The organism is Sphingomonas beigongshangi (assembly GCF_016820445.1).
GTDB lineage: Bacteria > Pseudomonadota > Alphaproteobacteria > Sphingomonadales > Sphingomonadaceae > Sphingomonas > Sphingomonas beigongshangi.
In genome coordinates this window covers 1-19168 of record NZ_JADHDT010000005.1, presented here as the reverse complement: position 1 = coordinate 19168, position 19168 = coordinate 1, and the positions used below count along the sequence as shown (strand labels likewise).

Here is a 19168-nt window from a genome sequence, read left to right as displayed (position 1 = left end):
CTCAGCTCGCCTTGACCAGCGTGGGCACGGTGATGACCGTCGTCTTGCCCGTCGTCGTGTCGGTGATGGTCAGCGTCACGCTGTCCAGCCCACGGACGAACTGGATGGTCTGCGACCCGAAGGTGATCGTACCGCTCTGCTGCGGGTTCGCACCGAAGATCGCATTGGTGACCTGCGTGGAAAGCGATGACAGCAGCTGCGACTGCAATTGCCGTGCGAACAGCTCCGCCTGCGACTGGTTCGACGGGTCGTTGGGATCCTGATATTTGTTCTGCCCGTTAGCTTCGGCGAACAAGTGATTTGAATTGAATGGGTTTCCGCCAAATCTCGGATTGACCGGCTGATACGTCAGGTCTTGCGCCACGGCAATCGTGGGCAATGTCAGCATCACAGCTGCCAGACTCGCCATGGTCTTACGCCAGGCCATGTATCCAAACCCCCTGATCGTTAAGTTCTTGATAACCGATTACGCCGGCACATCCAGATTGCCAACGATTATCTGTGGTTAATCAGGGCCAGGATGTCCCTAAATGATCTCGTCTCCGACAAGTAGGTGAATCAAAAGGCATATTATCAAGCACAAAATCGCGGCCTGATAAGATCTTCTTTAGATTGTCTGCCGCCTTTCCAGAGAACAGGACTCTACGTTCACCCCTATCTCGCAAGAATAATCTTTATTTTCAACGTCAAGGCCATTTTGAACATGATTCGTTCACACGGCGGTCGCATTCAAGTTCGGTTTGGACGCCCTTGGTCTGCAGACGCACATCATGACCGTGCGGCTTGGATCCCAAAGGGCATTGGGATCGACCGCGCCCTGCCCGCGCGCCGCCGCTTCCCTCTACGGTGCCGGGTCGCGCCGGTGCAGGCGTTCCAGGGCGCCGTACCGGAACGCGGCGCGCCGACGACCCTGTTCGTGTTCGATGGCATCGACAGGAAGGACGACCGACGCGACGCCGGCGCGCATCCACCGTCCGATCGACGCCGCGGCATCCGTTAGTGTGCGATCGAGCAAGGCCGGATCGGCGCGGTACCGGCCCTCACCCACATGGACCAGCCTCTAGCGGAGACGGCAGGCCTTGATCTGCGCGGGCTCCGGACGCGCGCCGACGGGCTGGAACGTCGCCATGTAGCCACCCGCGGATGGCATCTGCGCCTGCGACACCTGGCGATACCCGACCGCCTCGAACTCGCAGCGGAGCAGTTCGGGCGGCGTGCCGTGATTCTGGGGACGGCGGTCCGCGTCGACGACGACGACCAGGCCGTCCGGCTTTACCGACGGACGCAGCCGCCAGAGGAACTCGTAGGGCTGCGCGATCTCGTGATACATGTGCACCATCAGCACGCGGTCGAAACTATGTTCCGGAAGCTTGGGATCGGCCGGCTCGCCGAGCCGGACCGAGACGTTCTCGAGATCCTCGCGCGCCACGCGGTCGGCCAGGGCATCGCGGACGCTGGCGACGATATCCTCCGCCAGCACGCGCCCCGTCTTGCCGACCCGCTGGGCGAGGCGGATCGTGTAATAGCCCTCGCCTGCACCAATGTCCGCGACGGTCATACCGCGGCGGATCTTCGCCTTGTCCATCACCTCCGTCGCCTCGTTCAGGCGGTCGCGCGCCTCCTCGCTCGACCAGCGGGACGAGACGATGCTGGCGACCGGCCTGTCGGCGGCGGGAAAGGGGCCGGGTTCGGCCGGATCGCGACGGATCAACGGCTTCGACCCGTCGCAGGCGGCAAGCAGCAGCAGCGCGCACAGCACGCCGTCCACCATCCCCCGCCCCCTGCGACGCGTCGCGGCCATCAGTCGACATCCTCCACATCAACCTTCTCGCCCGTCACCCGCTGCGACAGCGCCGCCGCCATGAACGGGTCGAGCGCGCCGTCGAGCACGTCGCCGGGCGCGGTAGAGGTGACGCCGGTGCGCAGGTCCTTCACCAGCTGATAGGGCTGCAGCACATAGGAGCGGATCTGGTGGCCCCAGCCGATATCGGTCTTCGTGGCGTTCTCCGCATTGGCGACCGCCTCGCGCTTCTGCAGCTCCAGCTCGTACAGGCGCGCGCGCAGCTGGTTGTACGCCTCCGCCTTGTTCTTGTGCTGCGAACGCTGGTTCTGGCACTGCACGACGATGCCGGTCGGGATGTGCGTGATGCGCACCGCCGAATCGGTCGTGTTGATGTGCTGGCCGCCGGCGCCGGATGCGCGATACGTGTCGATGCGCAGGTCGCTCTCGTTATAGTCGACCTCGATATTGTCATCGATGACCGGATAGACCCAGACGCTCGAGAAGCTCGTGTGGCGCCGCGCGGCACTGTCGTAGGGGCTGATCCGCACCAGGCGGTGTACGCCGCTTTCGGTCTTGGCGAAGCCATAGGCGTTCTCGCCCTTGACCAGCAGCGTCGCGGACTTGATCCCGGCCTGCTCGCCCGCGTGATAGTCGATGAGCTCGACCTTCATGCCGCGGCGCTCGGCCCAGCGCGTGTACATGCGCTGGAGCATGCCCGCCCAGTCCTGGCTCTCGGTGCCGCCCGCGCCCGAATTGATCTCGATATAGGTGTCGTTCGCGTCCGCCTCGCCCGCGAGCAGCGCCTGGACCTTGTCATGCTCGGCGCGCACGGCGAGCTGGGCGAGCGCCTCGACGCCCTCGGTCTCCATCTCCGTATCGCCCTCGGCTTCGGCCATCTCGATCAGCTCGACGGTGTCGTCGAGTTCCGACTGGATCGCTTTCGTGGCGGTGATCGCCTCGTCGAGTCGGCGACGCTCGCGCATCACCTCCTGCGCGGCCTTGGGGTCGTTCCACAGCGCCTGGTCCTCGACCCGCGCGTTGAGTTCGTCGAGCCGGCGCAGCGCGCGGTCCCAATCGAGGAAGCGGCGGAGCAACGCCAGCGCGTCCTTGATGCGGTCGACATGGGATTGCGCTTCGGCGCGCATGGAAGATCTCCGGAAAATGCAAGAATGGCGGACGGACCGCGGATATGGAAGCGGCGCTAGTAGATTCCGCCTTCCCTTTGCAAGAAGTCGCTGTCGCGCGGCGCCTGTGTCTTCGCCGCGGAGGGGGTGGCGGCGGCGGCAGGCGTGGGCCCCGCATGGCGCGCCGCACGGCGCGGCTCGCTCTCCGGCTTGAACGCTTCCCAGATCACCGCCGGCTTGGGGTCGGTGTCGGTGGGGAAGGTGCCGTAGACCGGCCGACCGCTCGCGCGATCGATCCGGACCATGCGGATGCCCGGCGCGGCGCGGAAGGGCAGCTTGTCGAGCCCCTCATAGGCCTTGACCGCGAACTCCTTGAAGATCGGCGCGGCGACGGTGCCGCCCTCCGCCGCGCCCAGGCGCCGCGGACTGTCGTAGCCGAGATAGAGACCGCCGATGAACTGCGGCGTGCCGCCGATGAACCAGACGTCGGTCGGACCGGTCGTTGTGCCCGTCTTGCCCATCATCGGCCGGTCGAGATCGCGCAGAACGGTCGCCGTACCGCGCTGGATGACGCCTTCGGTGATGTGCACCATCTGATAGGCGGTCATCGCGTCGATCGCCTGCCGCGTCCGGTCCCGCGGGCGCGGCATCGCCTTGCCGTTCCAGTCGGGCGCGTTGCAGCCGTCGCAGGCACGCCAATTCTCCGGCCAGATCACCTTGCCGTGGCGATCCTGCACGAAGTCGATCAGGCTCGGATCATGCGCGCGCCCCTGGTTGGCGATCGTGGCATAGGCGTTGACCATGCGGCTGACGGTCGTCTCGCCCGCGCCGAGCGCGATCGCGAGATAAGGCGAATAGGTGCCGACGCCCAGCCGCTTCATCACGTCCACCACCTTGGGCATGCCCGTCGTCGCCGCGGCGCGGACCGTCATCAGGTTGCGCGACTGCTCGATGCCCCAGCGCATCGTGTGCGGCCCCGCCGCGCGCATGTTGGCGAAGTTGCGGAAGCATTTCTGGCCGAGCCGTGCCCCCTGGTAGACGCAATAGGGCGCATCAAGGATGATCGTCGCGGGCGTCATCCCGTTTTCCAGCGCGGCAGAATAGACGATGGGTTTTATCGTCGACCCCGGCTGGCGCAGCGCCTGTGTCGCGCGATTGAACGCCTGGATGCGGCTGTCGAAGCCCCCCTGCATCGCGAGCACGCGGCCGGTCGCCGGCTCCTCGACGACGAAACCGCCCGAAACCTTGGGGATCGACCGGATCGACCAGCTGCCGCCTTCGGGCGCGACCGCGATGATGTCGCCGGGCTTCAGCGCCGAGAAGCTGGTCGCCGCGCTGCCGCGCACCGGCATGAGGGCCCGCGACCGCGGCAGTTCGCCCGTCTTGCCGTCGCCGAAGCCGATCCGCCACGCGTCACCGTCGCGGGCGATGACGATCGCGGCGCGCCAATCGGCATAGTCGAGCGCGATGTTGGTGTTGATCAGCGCGCCGAGCCAATTGTCGTCCTCGATCTCGACATGACGGATCGGGCCGGACCAGCCGCGTCCGCGATCGTACCGGATCAGTCCGTCGCGAAGCGCCTGGGTCGCCAGGTCCTGCAATCGCGTGTCGAGGCTGGTGCGCACCCACAGGCCGCCCGCATAGACGCTATACGGGCCGTCCTGCGAATTCTCGCCGAACTTATCGATCAGCTGCCGGCGCACCTCCTCGACGAAATAGCCGCCGACGCGCTCGAACTTGGGCGTGCGGCGCAGGATCGTGCCGAGCGGCTCCGCCACCGCCTGATCGTGCTGCGCCTGCGTGATGAAGCCGTTCTTCAGCATTTCGCCCAACACCCAGTTGCGCCGTTCCATGGCGCGGTCTGGGTGGCGGACCGGATCGTAGTTCGACGGCCCCTTCGGCAGGACGGCGAGATAGGCGAGCTGCGCGAGATCGAGCTCGGGCAGCTCCTTGTCGAAATAGGCGTGGCTCGCCGCTTCGACCCCGAAGGCGTTCCGGCCGAGCGCGATCTGGTTGAGGTAGAGTTCCAGGATCTGCGGCTTTTGCAGCGTATCCTCGATCCGGAAGGCGAGGATCGCCTCCTTCAGCTTGCGCGTGGGCGAATATTCGTTGCCGATAAGCAGGTTCTTGGCGACCTGCTGCGTGATCGTCGAGCCGCCGCGGGCGCGCTTGCCGCTGCCGAACTTGCGGGCGTAATCGATGACCGCGCCGGCAAGTCCGGGGTAATCGACGCCGTGATGCTCGAAGAAGGTCTTGTCCTCCGCCGCCAGGAAGGCGCGGACCAGCAGCGGCGGATATTCGCTGTAAGACAGCTCGACGCGCCGTTCCCGCGCATAGGACTGGATGGGATTGCCGTCGTTGCCGCGCACGTTCGTCGGCAGCGGCGGCTCATAGGTGCGCAACTGGGCGACGGAGGGCAGATCGCGCAGGATCGTGATCCACAACACGCCATAGCCGATCGCGGCCAGCACCGCGAGAACCGCGAGCGCCTTGACCCACCACCGACCCCAGGCGGCCCGCACCACGCCGCGCAGGCCGCCTGCGTCGCGATACCGGGTCATGCGGGTGGTGCTGGGGGGATCGGACGCCATAGACTTGCGGCTCGCGTGTAGCAGGTTCGCAGCCGGTTGCCAGCCGATTGCGGCGTGCCGCGCCGCGTTGCGGCGGCGAACCGCCATGCTGCGCGGCCGTTAGCGTGCGATCCGGCAAGGCGGATCGGGGCGGCGACGGCCCTCACCCCCACCCGGCCGCCCACACAGCGTATCGTGGATGAGCGGCCGGGTTGGGATGAGAGCCGGCGCCGCTTCCATGCAGGTGGACCGGACCCTAGCGGCTCACCATCTGGCGGGCGAAGTGCACCTCGATCGCGCGCGTCACGCTTTCCCCGATCTTCTCGCGCCCCTCGCGGCTGTCCAGGAAGGCGGCGTCGCGCGCGTTCGAGATATAGCCCGTTTCGAACAGGATCGACGGCATGTCGGGTGCCTTGAGCACCATCAGCGACGCCATGCGGTGGAAGACGTCCTTCGTCGGGATCAGGGGCTTCGCCTCGCGCCCCAGCAGCCGCGCGAAGTTGGCGGACGTGTTCATCGTCTCGCGCTGGGTCAGGTCGATCAGGATCGACGACACGTCCGCACCGGCGTCGCCGAGGTTGATGCCGCTGATCACGTCCGCCTTGTTCTCCCGCGCCGCGAGCCGTGCGGCCTCCTTGTCCGATGCCACTTCCGACAACGTGTAGACCGAGGCACCGCTCGCCTCGCCGCTGCCGACGCTGTCGCAATGGATCGAGATGAACAGATTGGCGTGCAGCCGTCGCGCGATGCCGAACCGCTCGCGCAGGACGAGGTAGCGGTCGTCGTCGCGAGTCAGCGCGACGCGCACGCGACCGCTGGCGAGAAGCTGGTCGCGGATCGCCTTCGCGATGCGCAGCGTCACGTCCTTCTCGCGCAGCCCGGTCTCGGCGTTGATCGCGCCGGGATCGACACCGCCATGGCCCGCATCGATCACCACCAGCGGCCGGTCGTCCTCGCCCTCGACACGCGGCAGCTTCACGCCGCGCGCCGGCGGCGGCACCGGCACGGACACCTTGTACTTCGGCCGCGCGGTCAGCGTGCCGAGATCGAAGGGGAAAAAGCTGAGTGGGCCCGCCGCGCTCGCGGCGGCGAATCGCGCCACGTCGACCGCCTGGAGCGACAGCGTCAGGCGCCGTCCGTCGGGATCGAAGCCGCCGTCGTCGATGACCGCCGGACGCGCGAGGTCGAACAGCAGCCGCGTGCCGCCGGCATGCGCGATCTGGCGGATGCCGGCCACCGGCCCCCCGCCGATCGCATGCGCGCCGGGCATCGCCCCCGCGACGTCGACCGCGATCTGCCGCGTGCCCTTGAGGATGAGGCCGGTCGCATCGCCGACCGGGCCGTCGAAGCGGATGTCGATCCGCCCGTCGACCACCGACACGCTACGCACCGCGGTCGCCGCGGCGGCGGGACCGCCGACGAGCCATCCGGCGAAGAGGGCCAGGAACGCGAACACGGCACGTATTTGCCGCTTCACCCGGCCGCGGGTCCAGCGAAAAACCATCCATACCCCTTTGGCGATCCCCTTGTGATCGCGAGAAGTTCCGATAGGAGCCAAGCTCCTGCCACCGGGTTGCGCGGCAGGGTTAATTGTCCGTTGGGCACGATTTTGCCGCCGAAACCGGCAATTTACCGCCGGTTGCGATGCGGCTCTCACAATGCTACCTAATCAAATGTACCCGTGCGTCGCGACCAAGGTCGGCGACACATCGGTCCGCCGTGCCGTTCTGGCGCGGGACATAACCAGGTTGACGCTCGCATGACGCATTTCTCCACGTTCCGACACCGCCCGGCAGTTGCCGGCGGATGCGCGGGCGTGTGGGCGGGCCGTGCCCCCCAGATTGCCGGGCGAGCAGACGCATCTTTGCCAAACACCCGCGCCGACGTGATCGGCGCGCTTCATCGTCGCGCGCCCCGCCCTGCTGCCGGCCCTGCCGCACCACCGGGACGCGCGTGGAGACTATTCAATGACCACGCGTATGCTGATCGACGCACGCCACCGGGAAGAGACCCGGGTCGCCGTCGTCAAGAACAACCGTATTGAAGAATTCGATTTCGAGAGCGCCGAGCGCAAGCAGCTCAAGGGAAACATCTATCTCGCCAAGGTGACGCGCGTCGAGCCGTCGCTGCAGGCGGCGTTCGTCGACTATGGCGGCAACCGCCACGGCTTCCTGGCGTTCAGCGAGATCCACCCCGATTATTACCAGATCCCCAAGGAGGATCGCGACGCGCTGCTGCGCGAAGAGGCGGAGCATGCCGCCGAAGAGGCCGCGCTGCGCGCCGAACATGACGGCGACGACGAGGAGTTCGAGGGCGATCACGACGCCGTGGACGACCACGGCGACGACCATCACGACGATCACGACGACCATGCCGACGATGCGGAGGCGACCGGCACGTCGAAGCGTCCGCGCGGCAACGGCAACGACGACCAGGTCGAAGCACTGCGCCAGCGCCGCATGAATCTGCGCCGCCGCTACAAGATCCAGGACGTGATCCGCCGTCGTCAGGTGCTGCTGGTCCAGGTCGTCAAGGAAGAGCGCGGCAACAAGGGCGCGGCGCTGACCACCTATCTGTCGCTGGCCGGCCGCTATTGCGTGCTGATGCCCAATACGTCGCACGGCGGCGGTATCTCGCGGAAGATCAGCAATGCGGCCGACCGCAAGCGGCTGAAGTCGATCATGGCGGACATGCAGCTGCCGTCGTCGATGGGCTGCATCGTGCGGACCGCCGGACTGCAGCGCACCAAGACCGAGATCAAGCGCGACTTCGACTATCTGGCGCGCCTGTGGGACGGCATCCGCGAAACGACGCTGCATTCGTCGGCGCCGGCGCTGATCTATGGCGACAGCGACCTGATCAAGCGCGCGATCCGCGACATCTATAATCGCGAGATCGACGAGGTGATCGTCGAGGGCGAGGACGGCTATCGCCACGCCAAGGACTTCATGAAGCTGCTGATGCCCAGCCATGCGCGCCGGGTGAAGCAATATGCCGACGCGGTGCCGCTGTTCCAGCGCGCGCACGTCGAGGACCAGCTGGCGGCGATGTACAACCCCGTCGTGCAGCTGAAGTCGGGCGGCTATCTGGTCATCAACCCGACCGAGGCTCTGGTGTCGATCGACATCAACTCCGGCCGCTCGACGCGCGAGCACAATATCGAGCAGACCGCGACCGCGACCAACCTGGAGGCGGCCAAGGAGATCGCCCGCCAGCTGCGCCTGCGCGACATGGCGGGCCTGGTCGTCATCGACTTCATCGACATGGACAACGGCTCGAACGTCCGCAAGGTCGAGAAGGCGATGAAGGAGGCGCTGAAGGACGATCGCGCGCGCATCCAGGTCGGCCGCATCAGCAGCTTCGGCCTGATGGAAATGAGCCGCCAGCGCCTGCGCACCGGCGTACTTGAGGCGTCGACCCGCCAGTGCCCGCATTGCGAAGGCACCGGCCTGGTCCGCACCGCCTCGTCCGCCGGCCTGTCGGCGCTGCGCCTGATCGAGGACGAGGCCGCGCGCGGCCGCGGGTCGATCCTGACGCTGCGCGCCAGCCAGGAAGCCGCCGTCTACGTGCTCAACAAGAAGCGCGCCGACATCGCGGAGATCGAGGATCGCTATGGCGTGACCGTCGAGATCCTGCCGGATCGCGAAGAGGAAGGCGCGCGCATGTCGGTCGAGGCGAGCGGACCGCCGCCGACGCACGCCCCCAAGATCGAGCCGCTGGTCGAGGATCTCGACGACGACCTGCCCGAGGATATCGAGGAGGAGTTCGACGAGGAGGAAGAGGTCGAGGCGGAAGCCGAAACCCGTGCACCGCGCGAGGATCGCGCCGAGGGCGAAGACGGCGAGGGCCGTCGCGGCCGTCGCCGTCGTCGTCGCGGCCGGGGCCGTGGTCGCCGCGACGAGCAGGGCGAGCAGCAGGACGATAGCGTCGACGCCACGCCCGCGACCGGCAACGCCGAGCAGGACGCCGATGACGCCGGTGACGACGAGGCCGAGACCCTTGCCCGCGAGGACGTCGAAGACGCCGCCGTCGCCGAGGGCCAGGGCGAGAAGCGCCGCCGTCGCGGTCGTCGCGGCCGCCGTGGTGGTCGTCGGAGCGCCGAAGGCACGGTCGAGGCGAACGAGAACGCCGAGGCCGCCGAGGCCGCCGAGGCCGCCGAGGCCGCTGCGCCGGAACTGGAGCCGATCGTCGAGGCTGGCGATGCCGGTCCCGTGACCACCGGGCTGGACGCGCCCGCGACCGAACCGGTCGAGGATGCGCCCGCCGAGGCGCCGCGCACCCGCCGCCGCCCGCGCGCCCGCAAGGCCGCCGCGCCGACGACCGAGGCTGCGACGACCGAGCAGCCGGTGGCCGAGCCGGCGCCCGCGACGCTCGAGGTCGGGGCCGAAGCCGAAGCGCCCGCCAAGCCGAAGCGCACCCGGAAGAAGGCCGCCCCGGCGGCCGCCGAACCCGTTGCCGACGCCCCCACAGAGGCGGCGACGGAAGCGGCTCCCAAGCCCAAGCGCACGCGTCGCAAGGCCGCGCCCGCTGCCGTGACGGAAGAATCCTTGTCGGCAGAGGCCGTCGCCGCACCGGCCGACGCTCCGGCGGCGGAACCGGCGGCCGATGCGGCCGCGGCGGATGCGGAGGCTTCCGCCGGCGAATCCACCGACACGCCGCGCCGCGGCTGGTGGCAGCGCACCTTCGGCGGCTGACCCTTCACCGCAAGGCTGAGCAAACTAAAGGCCCTCCCGCCTCGTGGCGGGAGGGCCTTTTGCCGTCTGCACCGGCATGCCGCAGGCGGCGCGATAACCTGCGGGGATCGCCCCATGACGCTCCCGTAAGCGACCTGTAAGCCATCGCACCTAAGGTCGGCCGTCACGCGCAACGCGGCGCGAGCAAAGGATATGCGCATGCGGTGGCCGACCGGATCGATCCTGCCCCTTGTCCTGCTCGCGGGCATTTTCCTCACCCCGCATGCCGATGCCCGGCCGCGCCACGTGCCGACCACGCCGGCGGGCATCCGCGATGCTGTCCGACGCGAGGGCGCGACGCGCGTGGTGGACCGACTCGCGGCGAACAATCTGTGGTTCGACGTCGTCGAAGCCAGGATCGACGCCGCCGCCCCAGGCTGGATCGAACTTGCGCCGCTGCTTGCTCCCGGCACGGATGCCGCGACGGCCGAGGGACTGGGGCTCAGCCTCGCTGGCGCGCTGCCGCATGCACCGGATCGCGTGCTCGCCGTCCTCGACCTCACCGGCGCATCGCCCGTGCTCCGGCCGGCGACGGTCTGCAGCGCAGGGTTCATCGACGTTCCCGCGGCCGAGATCGCCGCCTATCGCAGCCGGACGCTCGTCGCCGTCCGGCGCGTTCGCAACGCGACGCTCGCCCGCGCACGGGCCGCCTGCATCGCCAGCCTGACCCGCGGCTGAAGACGCACCGCCACGACGGTCACGGCCGCCTTCGCTTTCAGCCGCGGTTCACCTAGGCTTCGCGATAGGCGCGGCGATGAGCCGTTCGCCGCGTTTCGCCGTGACCTTCCCCCGCGGCGCGCCTATGGTGGGCGCTATGCCACCGGCCGGGGACCGATAGCGCATGAAGCGCCTGCTTGCCGTTGCCGCCGCCGCGATCCTGCTTGCCGCCCAGCCTGCGGCGGCGCAGTCGATCCTGCGCGACGCGGAGACGGAGGCGATGTTCGCCGACATGTCGACGCCGCTGATCAAGGCGGCAGGCCTCAGCCCGCGCGACGTCAAGGTCGTGCTGATCAACGACGATTCGATCAACGCCTTCGTCGCCGGCGGTCAGACCGTCTACGTCCATTCCGGCCTGCTCCAGGCGGCAGACAATGCCAACCAGGTACAGGGCGTGATCGCACACGAACTAGGCCATATCGCCGACGGCCATGTCGTCCTCGCCGACCGTGGCATGAAGCCCGCGATGGGCATCACCCTGCTGTCGATGGTTCTCGGCCTGGCCGCGATCGCGGCGGGCAGCGGCGAGGCGGGGGCGGGCCTGATGGCGCTGGGGCAGCAGGCCGGGCTGGGCAAATATCTCGCCTTCAGCCGCACGCAGGAATCGACCGCCGACGCGGCGGGCGCCAGATATCTCAGCACCGCCGGCATCACCGGCAAGGGCATGCTGAGCTTTTTCAAGAAGCTGCAGCAGCAGGAATATCGCTACGGCGTCGAGAACATCGACCCGTTCATGCAGACGCACCCCCTGTCGGGCGAGCGCATCGCGCATCTGACCGCCGATCTGCAGGCGTCGCCGGCCTGGAACACGCCCTCCGATCCCGCGCTGGAGGAACGGTTCCGCCGGGTGAAGGCGAAGCTGGAGGGCTATGTGATGCCCGCCGAGCGCACACTGGCCGACTTCCCGGACACCGACAACACGGTCTATGCGCATTACGCACGCGCCTACGCCTATCACAAGGCCGGCTATCCCGACAAAGCCGATGCAGAATCGGCGGCGCTGCTCAAGGCGAAGCCGAACGATCCCTATTTCCTCGAGATCCGCGGACAGATCCTGCTGGAAGCGGGGCGACCCGCCGATGCTTTGATGCCGCTGCGCCGCGCGACCGAGGGGTCGGGCAACAATCCGTTGATCGCGACGACGTTCGGCCATGCGCTGATCGCGACCGAGGACAAGACCAATTACCCCGAGGCGATCAAGGTGCTGCGCATCGCGACGCAGCGCGACGACGACAATCCCTTCGCCTGGTACCAGCTCGGCACCGCCTATGAGCTGACCGGCGACACCGCGCGCGCGGCGCTGGCCACCGCGGAGCGCGCGAGCATGACCGGCGACCAGCGCACCGCCGCGCAAAGCGCGCGCTATGCGATGGCGCGCATCCCCGCCAACACCGCGGACTGGATTCGCGCGCAGGACATCGCCATGGCCGCCCAGAACGACATGGACGACAATCCGAAGAAGTATAAGCGCAAGTGAAGACCATGCATCTGCTGGGCGTCGCCACGCTCGGCGCCCTGATCGGCGCCGGCGCGGTATGGAGCGCCGATCGCCTCGTCGCCCCCGGCGGCGCGGACCGCCTGCGCATCGAGCGAGTCGTCCATGACTATATGCTCTCACACCCGGAGATCATCCCCCAGGCGATGCAGGCGTTGCAGGCGCGCGAATCGGGCAAGGCGGTGGCGGCCAATCGCGACGCGATCACCACGCCGTTCGCCAGCGCCTGGGCGGGAAATCCCAAGGGCGACGTCACCCTGGTCGAATATTACGATTACAACTGCGGCTATTGCCGCGCGTCACTGCCGATGATCGCGGACCTGATCCGGCGCGATCCCAACCTGCGCGTGGTCTATCGCGAACTGCCGATCCTGGGGCCGACCAGCCGACCGGCGGCCCGCGCCAGCCTGGCGGCGGCGCAACAGGGGAAGTTCGCCGCCTTCCACGACGCGCTCTACGCGGCGGGGCCGGTCAGCGACGCGACGATCCGCGCGACAGCGGCGAAGACGGGCGTCAGCTTGCCGCCCGCCAGTGCACCGGCCCTCGACGGAGAGATCGCCAGGAACATGGAGACGGCGGCGAAGCTGGGCATGACCGGCACGCCCACCTGGGTGATCGGCGACCAGATGCTCGCCGGCGCGCTGCCGGTGGAGGAGCTGGAAAAGGCGATCGCGGCGGCCCGCGGCCGATAGGGCGGGCGTTCCAGCGCTCCACGCGCCGGCCAGGGGCCGCCGACCGGGCCGATTGGCGCCGGACGTGCCCGATACCGCAACCCGGCACCCTTTCGCCCGGCCGCCCGCCGCCCTATCTCCCGCGGCAACAAGGGGGCATTGCATGGCCGAACCGATCCTAGCGCTTTCCGGCGTGTCGAAGACCTACAAGAGCGGCACCACGGCGCTGCACAGCGTCGACCTGACGATCAACAAGGGCGAGATCTTCGCGTTGCTCGGCCCCAACGGCGCGGGCAAGACGACGCTGATCAGCATCGTCTGCGGCATCGTCACGCCGTCGACCGGCAGCATCTCGGTCGGCGGCCACGATGCATTGCGTGCGTTCAAACGGGCCCGCCGGATGATCGGACTGGTACCGCAGGAACTGTCGGTCGACATGTTCGAGACCGTGCTGGCGACGGTCAGCTATTCGCGGCGGCTGTTCGGCTATGGCGCCGACCCCCAGCATGTCGAGCAGGTGCTGCGCGACCTTTCGCTGTGGGACAAGCGCGACGCCAAGGTGATGGAGCTTTCCGGCGGCATGAAGCGCCGCGTGCTGATCGCCAAGGCGCTGGCGCACGAGCCTGACATCCTGTTCCTCGACGAACCGACCGCGGGCGTCGACGTCGCGCTGCGCCGCGACATGTGGAAGCTGGTCCACAAGCTACGCGCGCGCGGCGTCACGATCATCCTCACCACCCATTATATCGAGGAGGCGGAGGAGATGGCGGATCGGGTCGGCGTCATCACCGGCGGTAAGCTGCTGCTGGTCGAGGAGAAGGCGACGCTGATGCGCAAGCTCGGCAAGCGCGAGATGGACCTGACCCTCGTAGAGCCGATGACGCAGATACCGGCGGGGCTGGAACGCTGGCACCTCGCGCTGGAGAACGAGGGCAAGACGCTGCGCTACGTCTTCGACGCGACGGAGGAACATACGGGCATCCCCTCGCTGCTGCGCGCGCTGGCCGAACAGGGCATCGCGTTCAAGGACCTCGAAACGTCGAAGTCGAGCCTCGAGGACATTTTCGTCGACCTGGTGGGAGGCCGCGCGGCATGAACCTGAACGGCATCTGGGCGATCTATCGCTTCGAAATGGCGCGCGCGCTGCGCACCGTGTGGCAGAGCCTGATCACGCCGGTCCTGCTCACCAGCCTCAACTTCATCATCTTTGGCGGCGCGCTGGGCGGCCGGATCCAGGAAGTGGGCGGCGTGCCCTATGGCAGCTTCCTCGTCCCGGGCCTCATTATGTCGTCGCTGCTGGTGCAGAGCGTCAGCAACGCGTCCATCGGCATCTACTTCCCCAAGTTCACCGGCACGGTGTTCGAGCTGCTATCCGCGCCGATATCCGCGATGGAGATGGTGATCGGCTTCGTCGGTGCGGCGACCACCAAGTCGGTGGCGATCGGCCTGGTCATTCTCGCGACCGCCACCGCCTTCGTCACGGTACGTATCGACCATCCATTCGCGATGGCCGCGCTGCTGATCCTGACCAGCCTCGCCTTCTCGCTGTTCGGCTTCATCATCGGCATCTGGGCCAAGAATTTCGAACAGCTCAATTTCGTCCCGACGCTGGTGGTGACGCCGCTGACCTTCCTCGGCGGGGTCTTCTATTCGATCGACATGCTGCCGCAGCCATGGCGGACGGTCACGCTGTTCAACCCCGTCGTCTATCTGGTCAGCGCGTTCCGCTGGAGCTTCTTCGGAACGGGCGACGTGCCGGTGCTGATCAGCCTGGGCGTCACGGCGGGCTTCCTGCTGCTGTGCCTCGCGGTGGTCGGCTGGATCTTCCGCACCGGCTGGCGGCTGAAGAATTGAACCCGGCCGACGCCACGGCCCCCGGCGGACGCGCGTCCGATGCCGGGCAGCCCGGGGCGTCGGAAAGCTTCATCGGCTTCGATTCCGCTTGGACCGACAATCCGCGCGCGCCCGGCGCGATCGCCGCGCTCGTCGTCGCGAGCGACGGGACCGTGACCTTCCACCCGCCCCGCCTCGCGCGCTTCGCCGAGGCGCTCGCCTTCATCGACGAGGTCGCTACGGGCTACACGTTGATCGCGCTGGATCAGCCGACGATCGTCCGCAACGCCGCCGGCATGCGCCCGGCGGAACGCGTCGCGGCGGCGGCGATCAGCTGGCTCGGCGGCGGCGTGCAGCCCGCGAGCCGCAGCAAGACCGGCATGTTCTGCGACGCTGCGCCGATCTGGCCGTTCCTCGCGGCGCTGGGCGCCGCCGACGATCCGATGGCCGCGCGTGCCGCGTCCAATGGCCGTCATGTCATGGAGGTGTTTCCCGCCCTCGCCATACCCGCCTTTGACGCGGGCTGCGCGGCGCGCAAGGCCGCGGCCAAGTACAATCCGGCGAACCCGCGCTTCCGGCCGGACGATTGGTGCCGCGTCGCGCGCGCCGCCGCCGCGCAGTTCGACCGCTGGCACCTGGCCGAGCCGGCCTGCTGGTGCCGTGACGCCGCGGCCCTTCCCCGCCCGCGCAAGGCCGATCAGGATCGGCTCGATGCGATGCTCTGCCTCGCCATCGCGCTGCACTGGCGGCTCGCGCCGTCAGCCGAATCGATCATGATCGGCGATCTCGACGACGGCTATATCGTCGCGCCGCTCGCCCCCGCGCTGCAGGATCGGCTGACCGCCGCCGCTGCGCTGCGAGGCGTCGCTATCGACGGACGGCCCGCCGCCGTATCCGGCCGCTGACGGCGGGACGCAGAACGAGGGCGTTGAGGTCGGTCAGCGCATGCGCAACGATCGGCAGCCACAGCGCGCCGCTGCCGAGATAGAGCGCCGTCATCAGCGCCCCCCCGATCGCGGTCGCGACGACGCCGACCCGGCCCTGGTAGCGATGCATCGCCGCGAAACAGGCGGTTCCGAGGCCACAGCCGATCGCGGGCGCCCCCGTCAGCAGCGTGAGCGCAAGCGGTAGCGCCAGGCGAAAGAACAATTCCTCGGTCACGCCCGCGCTGATCGCGAGCGCGGTCGCCGGCAGCAGTTCGGCATCGCTCGTCGGCATGATCGCGCGCGCATCGCCCGCGGTCCAGGGCGCGCGCCCGCGCCGCGCCCGCCACCAGGTCGCGAGCAGCCCGAGCCCCGAGCCGCCGGCAAGCCCGGTCGCGATGGTTCCGAAACCGATATCGCCGGGCCGAAGATCGAGCGACGCGGAAAGCGGCAGGAAGGCGGGGGGAAGCGAACGCAGCGCACCCCATTGTCCCGCAAGGGCCAGGAACATCAGCGCCGGCAGGCCATAGCCGAGCCACAGGCCGATCGCCCAGCGACCATGCCGTGCGGCGATCGGCACACGGACCGGCAGCCACAATCGCCCGCGCCACAGCAGGACGACTGCATAGGCGCTCACCAGCGCGGCGAGCGCCAGGATCGTCATCCGTCGAGGCGATGTTCGCCCTTCACCCACCGCACCGTGCCCGACGAGGCGCGCATCACGACGCTTTCGGTCGTCATCTTGCCCTTGCGGCGCTTGACGCCTTCGAGCAGCGACCCGTCGGTCACGCCGGTCGCCGCGAAGATGCAGTCGCCGCGTGCGAGTTCCTTGAGGTCGTACTGCTTGTCGAGATCGTCGATGCCCCATTTGCGGGCACGGGCGCGCTCGTCATCGTTGCGGAACAGCAGGCGGCCCTTGAACTGACCACCGACGCAGCGCAGCGCGGCGCAGGCGAGCACACCCTCCGGCGCGCCGCCCGATCCCATATAGACGTCGATCGTGGTTTCCGGATCGGCGGTGGCGATCACGCCGGCGACGTCGCCATCGCCGATCAGCATGACGCCGACGCCGAGCGCGCGCAGCTCCGCGATCAGGGCCTCGTGCCGCGGTCGATCGAGCACACAAGCGATGATGTCGGAGGGCTTGACCCCCTTGGCCGCCGCGATCGCGCGGATATTGTCCGTCGGCGACCGGTCGAGGTCGATGACGCCGTCGGGCAGGCCGGGGCCGACCGCGATCTTGTCCATATAGACGTCGGGGGCGTTGAGCAGGCCGCCCTTTTCCGCGATCGCCAGCACCGCGAGGCTGTTCGGTCCGGCCTTGGCGCAGATCGTCGTGCCTTCCAGCGGATCGAGCGCGATGTCGATCTCCGGTCCCTTCCCCAGTCCGACCTTCTCGCCGATGAACAGCATCGGCGCCTCGTCGCGCTCGCCTTCGCCAATGACGACGGTACCGTCCATATAGAGTTCGTTGAGCGCGCCGCGCATCGCCTCGACGGCGGCGGCATCCGCCGCCTTCTCGTCCCCGCGACCGACCAGCGTGGAGGCGGCGATCGCCGCCGCTTCGGTGACGCGCACCATCTCGAGAACGAGGACGCGGTCGAGGACCTGGCTGGCGGCGGTCATATCTTCCCCTTGCATGTCGATAGCTTTGCGGGCGGCGATAGGCGGGCGCGCTCATCGTGTCGAGGGCATGCGTGGGCGGGACGGGCGGTGCTGTCGTCCCATCCTACCGACGCGCGCCTTGGCCGATCATGGATGTGCCCGCATTCCGATAAGCCAGGCGGATTGTTCGAGCGCTGACCGCTCGCCGGCGCGGCAGCCGCCGACGTTTCAAGCCATGATTTGACCGGCCGCGTCCTAGAAACACCCATTTTGAGCAATAACCGTTATGGACCTTTTTAATCTATTTTTCATTCTTTCCCTGATACTTCCGGAGCGAACTTAACTGGGGGGAGCGTCGACACTCGCCCCGGTTTTCCCTCCGGGCACAGGGCATCTGCACGCGGGAGGGGGGACTGCCGCCCCGTCGACGGCAGTCGGTCATCGTGCGCGATGATCGGGGTTCGGCGGAAACGGGGCGGTGCGGGGGTACCGCCAACAGCTCGGGACGTGCCTCTGTGAAAAACTTGAAGATCGCGGGTAAATTATCTGTCGCATTCGCCATCGCCATTGCCGCACTGGTCGGCCTTGGCGGTTTTTCCATCTATCGATTGTCGGTCGCCGCGGAGCGCGCCGACTATCTCGGTCGCGACCAGGCCACGAAGCTCGGCCTGGAGGACGACGTCAACACCGCAACGTCCGACTTCGGCGCCTATCAGGCGGTTCACCTGCTCGCCAACACACCCGCTCTTCAGCAGGAATATCTCAAGCGCATGAACGAGCGCGCCGCGCTCATCGACACGCGACTGAAGTGGTTGGGCGACAACGTCGTCGCCCCAGGGCCCAAGGAAAAGCTGGACGCCCTGCGGTTGCGCTGGGCCGAGTTCATGAAGACCGTGCCGGCGGGCGTCGCACTCGTTCAGGCCGGGCGTCACGACGATGCGCTGCGCCACTTCCTGAACAATCGCGACGTCTACAATCGCGGCAACACGGCGGCGAGCGAACTCATGGATGCGCAGCGGGCCAATACCGCCAGGATCGCCGAAGAGGCGCAAGCGTCGTACCGCACGTCGCGGATGCTCCTGATTGTCTCGATCATCGGCGTCGTCGCGTTGCTGGTCGGCTTGATGATGATGCTGATCCGATCGATCGCCGCGCCGCTGCGCACGGTCACGGAAGGGCTGACCGCCCTCGGCGCCGGCAACATGGACGTCGCGATCCCCGATGCGGATCGCACCGACGAGGTCGGCGATCTGGTCACGGCGATGAAGAACCTGCGCGACCAGCTGGCGGCGGCAGAGCGGGCCAAGGCCGAGCAGGCGACGCTGATCGTCGAAAGCATCGGCAAGGGTCTGGAGGCGCTTGCCACGGGCGACCTGACCACGCGGATCGAAACCCAGCTGACGGGGCCGTTCGCCAAGCTGCGCGAGGATTTCAATCGCGCATTGTCCGCGATGGGCGATGCGATGACCGCGGTGACGGAGGCGACCAGCGGCATCAACAGCGGTGCCAGCGACATCCGCCAGGCATCGGACGACCTGTCGCAGCGTACCGAGCAGCAGGCCGCCAGCCTGGAAGAGACCGCCGCCGCGATGGACGAGATCACGACCACGGTGCGCCAGACCGCCGCGGGTGCGGTGAAGGCGAACACCGCGGTGGAGGAAGCGCGTGTCGAGGCGGAACAGTCGGGTCGCATCGTCGGCAAGGCGGTCGAGGC

15 protein-coding genes are annotated in these 19168 nt (G+C 68.0%); 8 read left to right on the top strand and 7 right to left on the bottom strand.

The genetic code is table 11. The annotated features are described in order from the left end of the window. Position 1: 1 nt before the first annotated feature. From IQ292_RS09620 to IQ292_RS09600, 5 genes are all read right to left on the bottom strand, one after another. Positions 2-388, bottom strand: a complete 387-nt coding sequence (locus IQ292_RS09620; protein ID WP_238941001.1) for a curli assembly protein CsgF — start codon at positions 386-388, stop codon at positions 2-4. A gap of 672 nt (positions 389-1060) precedes the next feature. Then, positions 1061-1801, bottom strand: coding sequence for a class I SAM-dependent methyltransferase (locus IQ292_RS09615; RefSeq protein WP_238940972.1), 741 nt, complete (start codon positions 1799-1801; stop codon positions 1061-1063). Beyond that, on the bottom strand, positions 1801-2928 hold the full coding sequence (gene prfB, locus IQ292_RS09610) for a peptide chain release factor 2 (RefSeq protein WP_203310111.1): 1128 nt from the start codon (positions 2926-2928) through the stop codon (positions 1801-1803). The genes IQ292_RS09615 and prfB overlap by 1 nt, the downstream gene beginning before the upstream one ends. 56 nt (positions 2929-2984) lie before the next feature. After that, positions 2985-5498: a penicillin-binding protein 1A gene (locus IQ292_RS09605; protein ID WP_203310110.1), complete on the bottom strand. Its 2514-nt coding sequence runs from the start codon at positions 5496-5498 to the stop codon at positions 2985-2987. Between the two features lie 235 nt (positions 5499-5733). Next, positions 5734-6981: an N-acetylmuramoyl-L-alanine amidase family protein gene (locus IQ292_RS09600; RefSeq protein WP_203310109.1), complete on the bottom strand. Its 1248-nt coding sequence runs from the start codon at positions 6979-6981 to the stop codon at positions 5734-5736. 463 nt (positions 6982-7444) lie between these two features. On the opposite strand from IQ292_RS09600, the gene IQ292_RS09595 reads away from it, so the two are divergent. From IQ292_RS09595 to IQ292_RS09565, 7 genes are all read left to right on the top strand, one after another. Then, complete coding sequence (locus tag IQ292_RS09595; RefSeq protein ID WP_238940971.1) at positions 7445-10171, top strand: Rne/Rng family ribonuclease; 2727 nt, start codon at positions 7445-7447, stop codon at positions 10169-10171. 198 nt (positions 10172-10369) lie between these two features. Further along, positions 10370-10888 carry a hypothetical protein gene (locus tag IQ292_RS09590; RefSeq protein ID WP_203310108.1) on the top strand — a complete coding sequence of 173 codons (519 nt, stop codon included), beginning with the start codon at positions 10370-10372 and terminating at the stop codon, positions 10886-10888. 163 nt (positions 10889-11051) lie between these two features. Further along, positions 11052-12404, top strand: coding sequence for a M48 family metalloprotease (locus IQ292_RS09585; protein ID WP_203310107.1), 1353 nt, complete (start codon positions 11052-11054; stop codon positions 12402-12404). A 5-nt stretch (positions 12405-12409) separates the two neighbouring features. Beyond that, positions 12410-13114, top strand: a complete 705-nt coding sequence (locus tag IQ292_RS09580; RefSeq protein WP_203310414.1) for a DsbA family protein — start codon at positions 12410-12412, stop codon at positions 13112-13114. 142 nt (positions 13115-13256) lie between these two features. Continuing rightward, positions 13257-14189 (top strand): ABC transporter ATP-binding protein, encoded by a 933-nt coding sequence (locus IQ292_RS09575; protein WP_203310106.1) that lies wholly within the window; start codon positions 13257-13259, stop codon positions 14187-14189. Beyond that, positions 14186-14947, top strand: a complete 762-nt coding sequence (locus IQ292_RS09570) for an ABC transporter permease (RefSeq protein WP_203310105.1) — start codon at positions 14186-14188, stop codon at positions 14945-14947. The genes IQ292_RS09575 and IQ292_RS09570 overlap by 4 nt, the downstream gene beginning before the upstream one ends. Further along, positions 14944-15831, top strand: coding sequence for a DUF429 domain-containing protein (locus IQ292_RS09565; RefSeq protein WP_203310104.1), 888 nt, complete (start codon positions 14944-14946; stop codon positions 15829-15831). The genes IQ292_RS09570 and IQ292_RS09565 overlap by 4 nt, the downstream gene beginning before the upstream one ends. Here the strand turns inward: IQ292_RS09565 and IQ292_RS09560 are convergent. Further along, positions 15794-16513 (bottom strand): CPBP family intramembrane glutamic endopeptidase, encoded by a 720-nt coding sequence (locus IQ292_RS09560; protein ID WP_203310103.1) that lies wholly within the window; start codon positions 16511-16513, stop codon positions 15794-15796. The genes IQ292_RS09565 and IQ292_RS09560 overlap by 38 nt on opposite strands. Beyond that, positions 16510-17475 (bottom strand): class II fructose-bisphosphatase, encoded by a 966-nt coding sequence (glpX, locus tag IQ292_RS09555; protein ID WP_203310102.1) that lies wholly within the window; start codon positions 17473-17475, stop codon positions 16510-16512. The genes IQ292_RS09560 and glpX overlap by 4 nt, the downstream gene beginning before the upstream one ends. Before the next feature lie 494 nt (positions 17476-17969). Here glpX and IQ292_RS17650 point away from each other — a divergent pair. After that, the coding region (locus tag IQ292_RS17650) for a methyl-accepting chemotaxis protein (protein WP_338057616.1) at positions 17970-19168 on the top strand (1199 nt) is incomplete at its 3' end.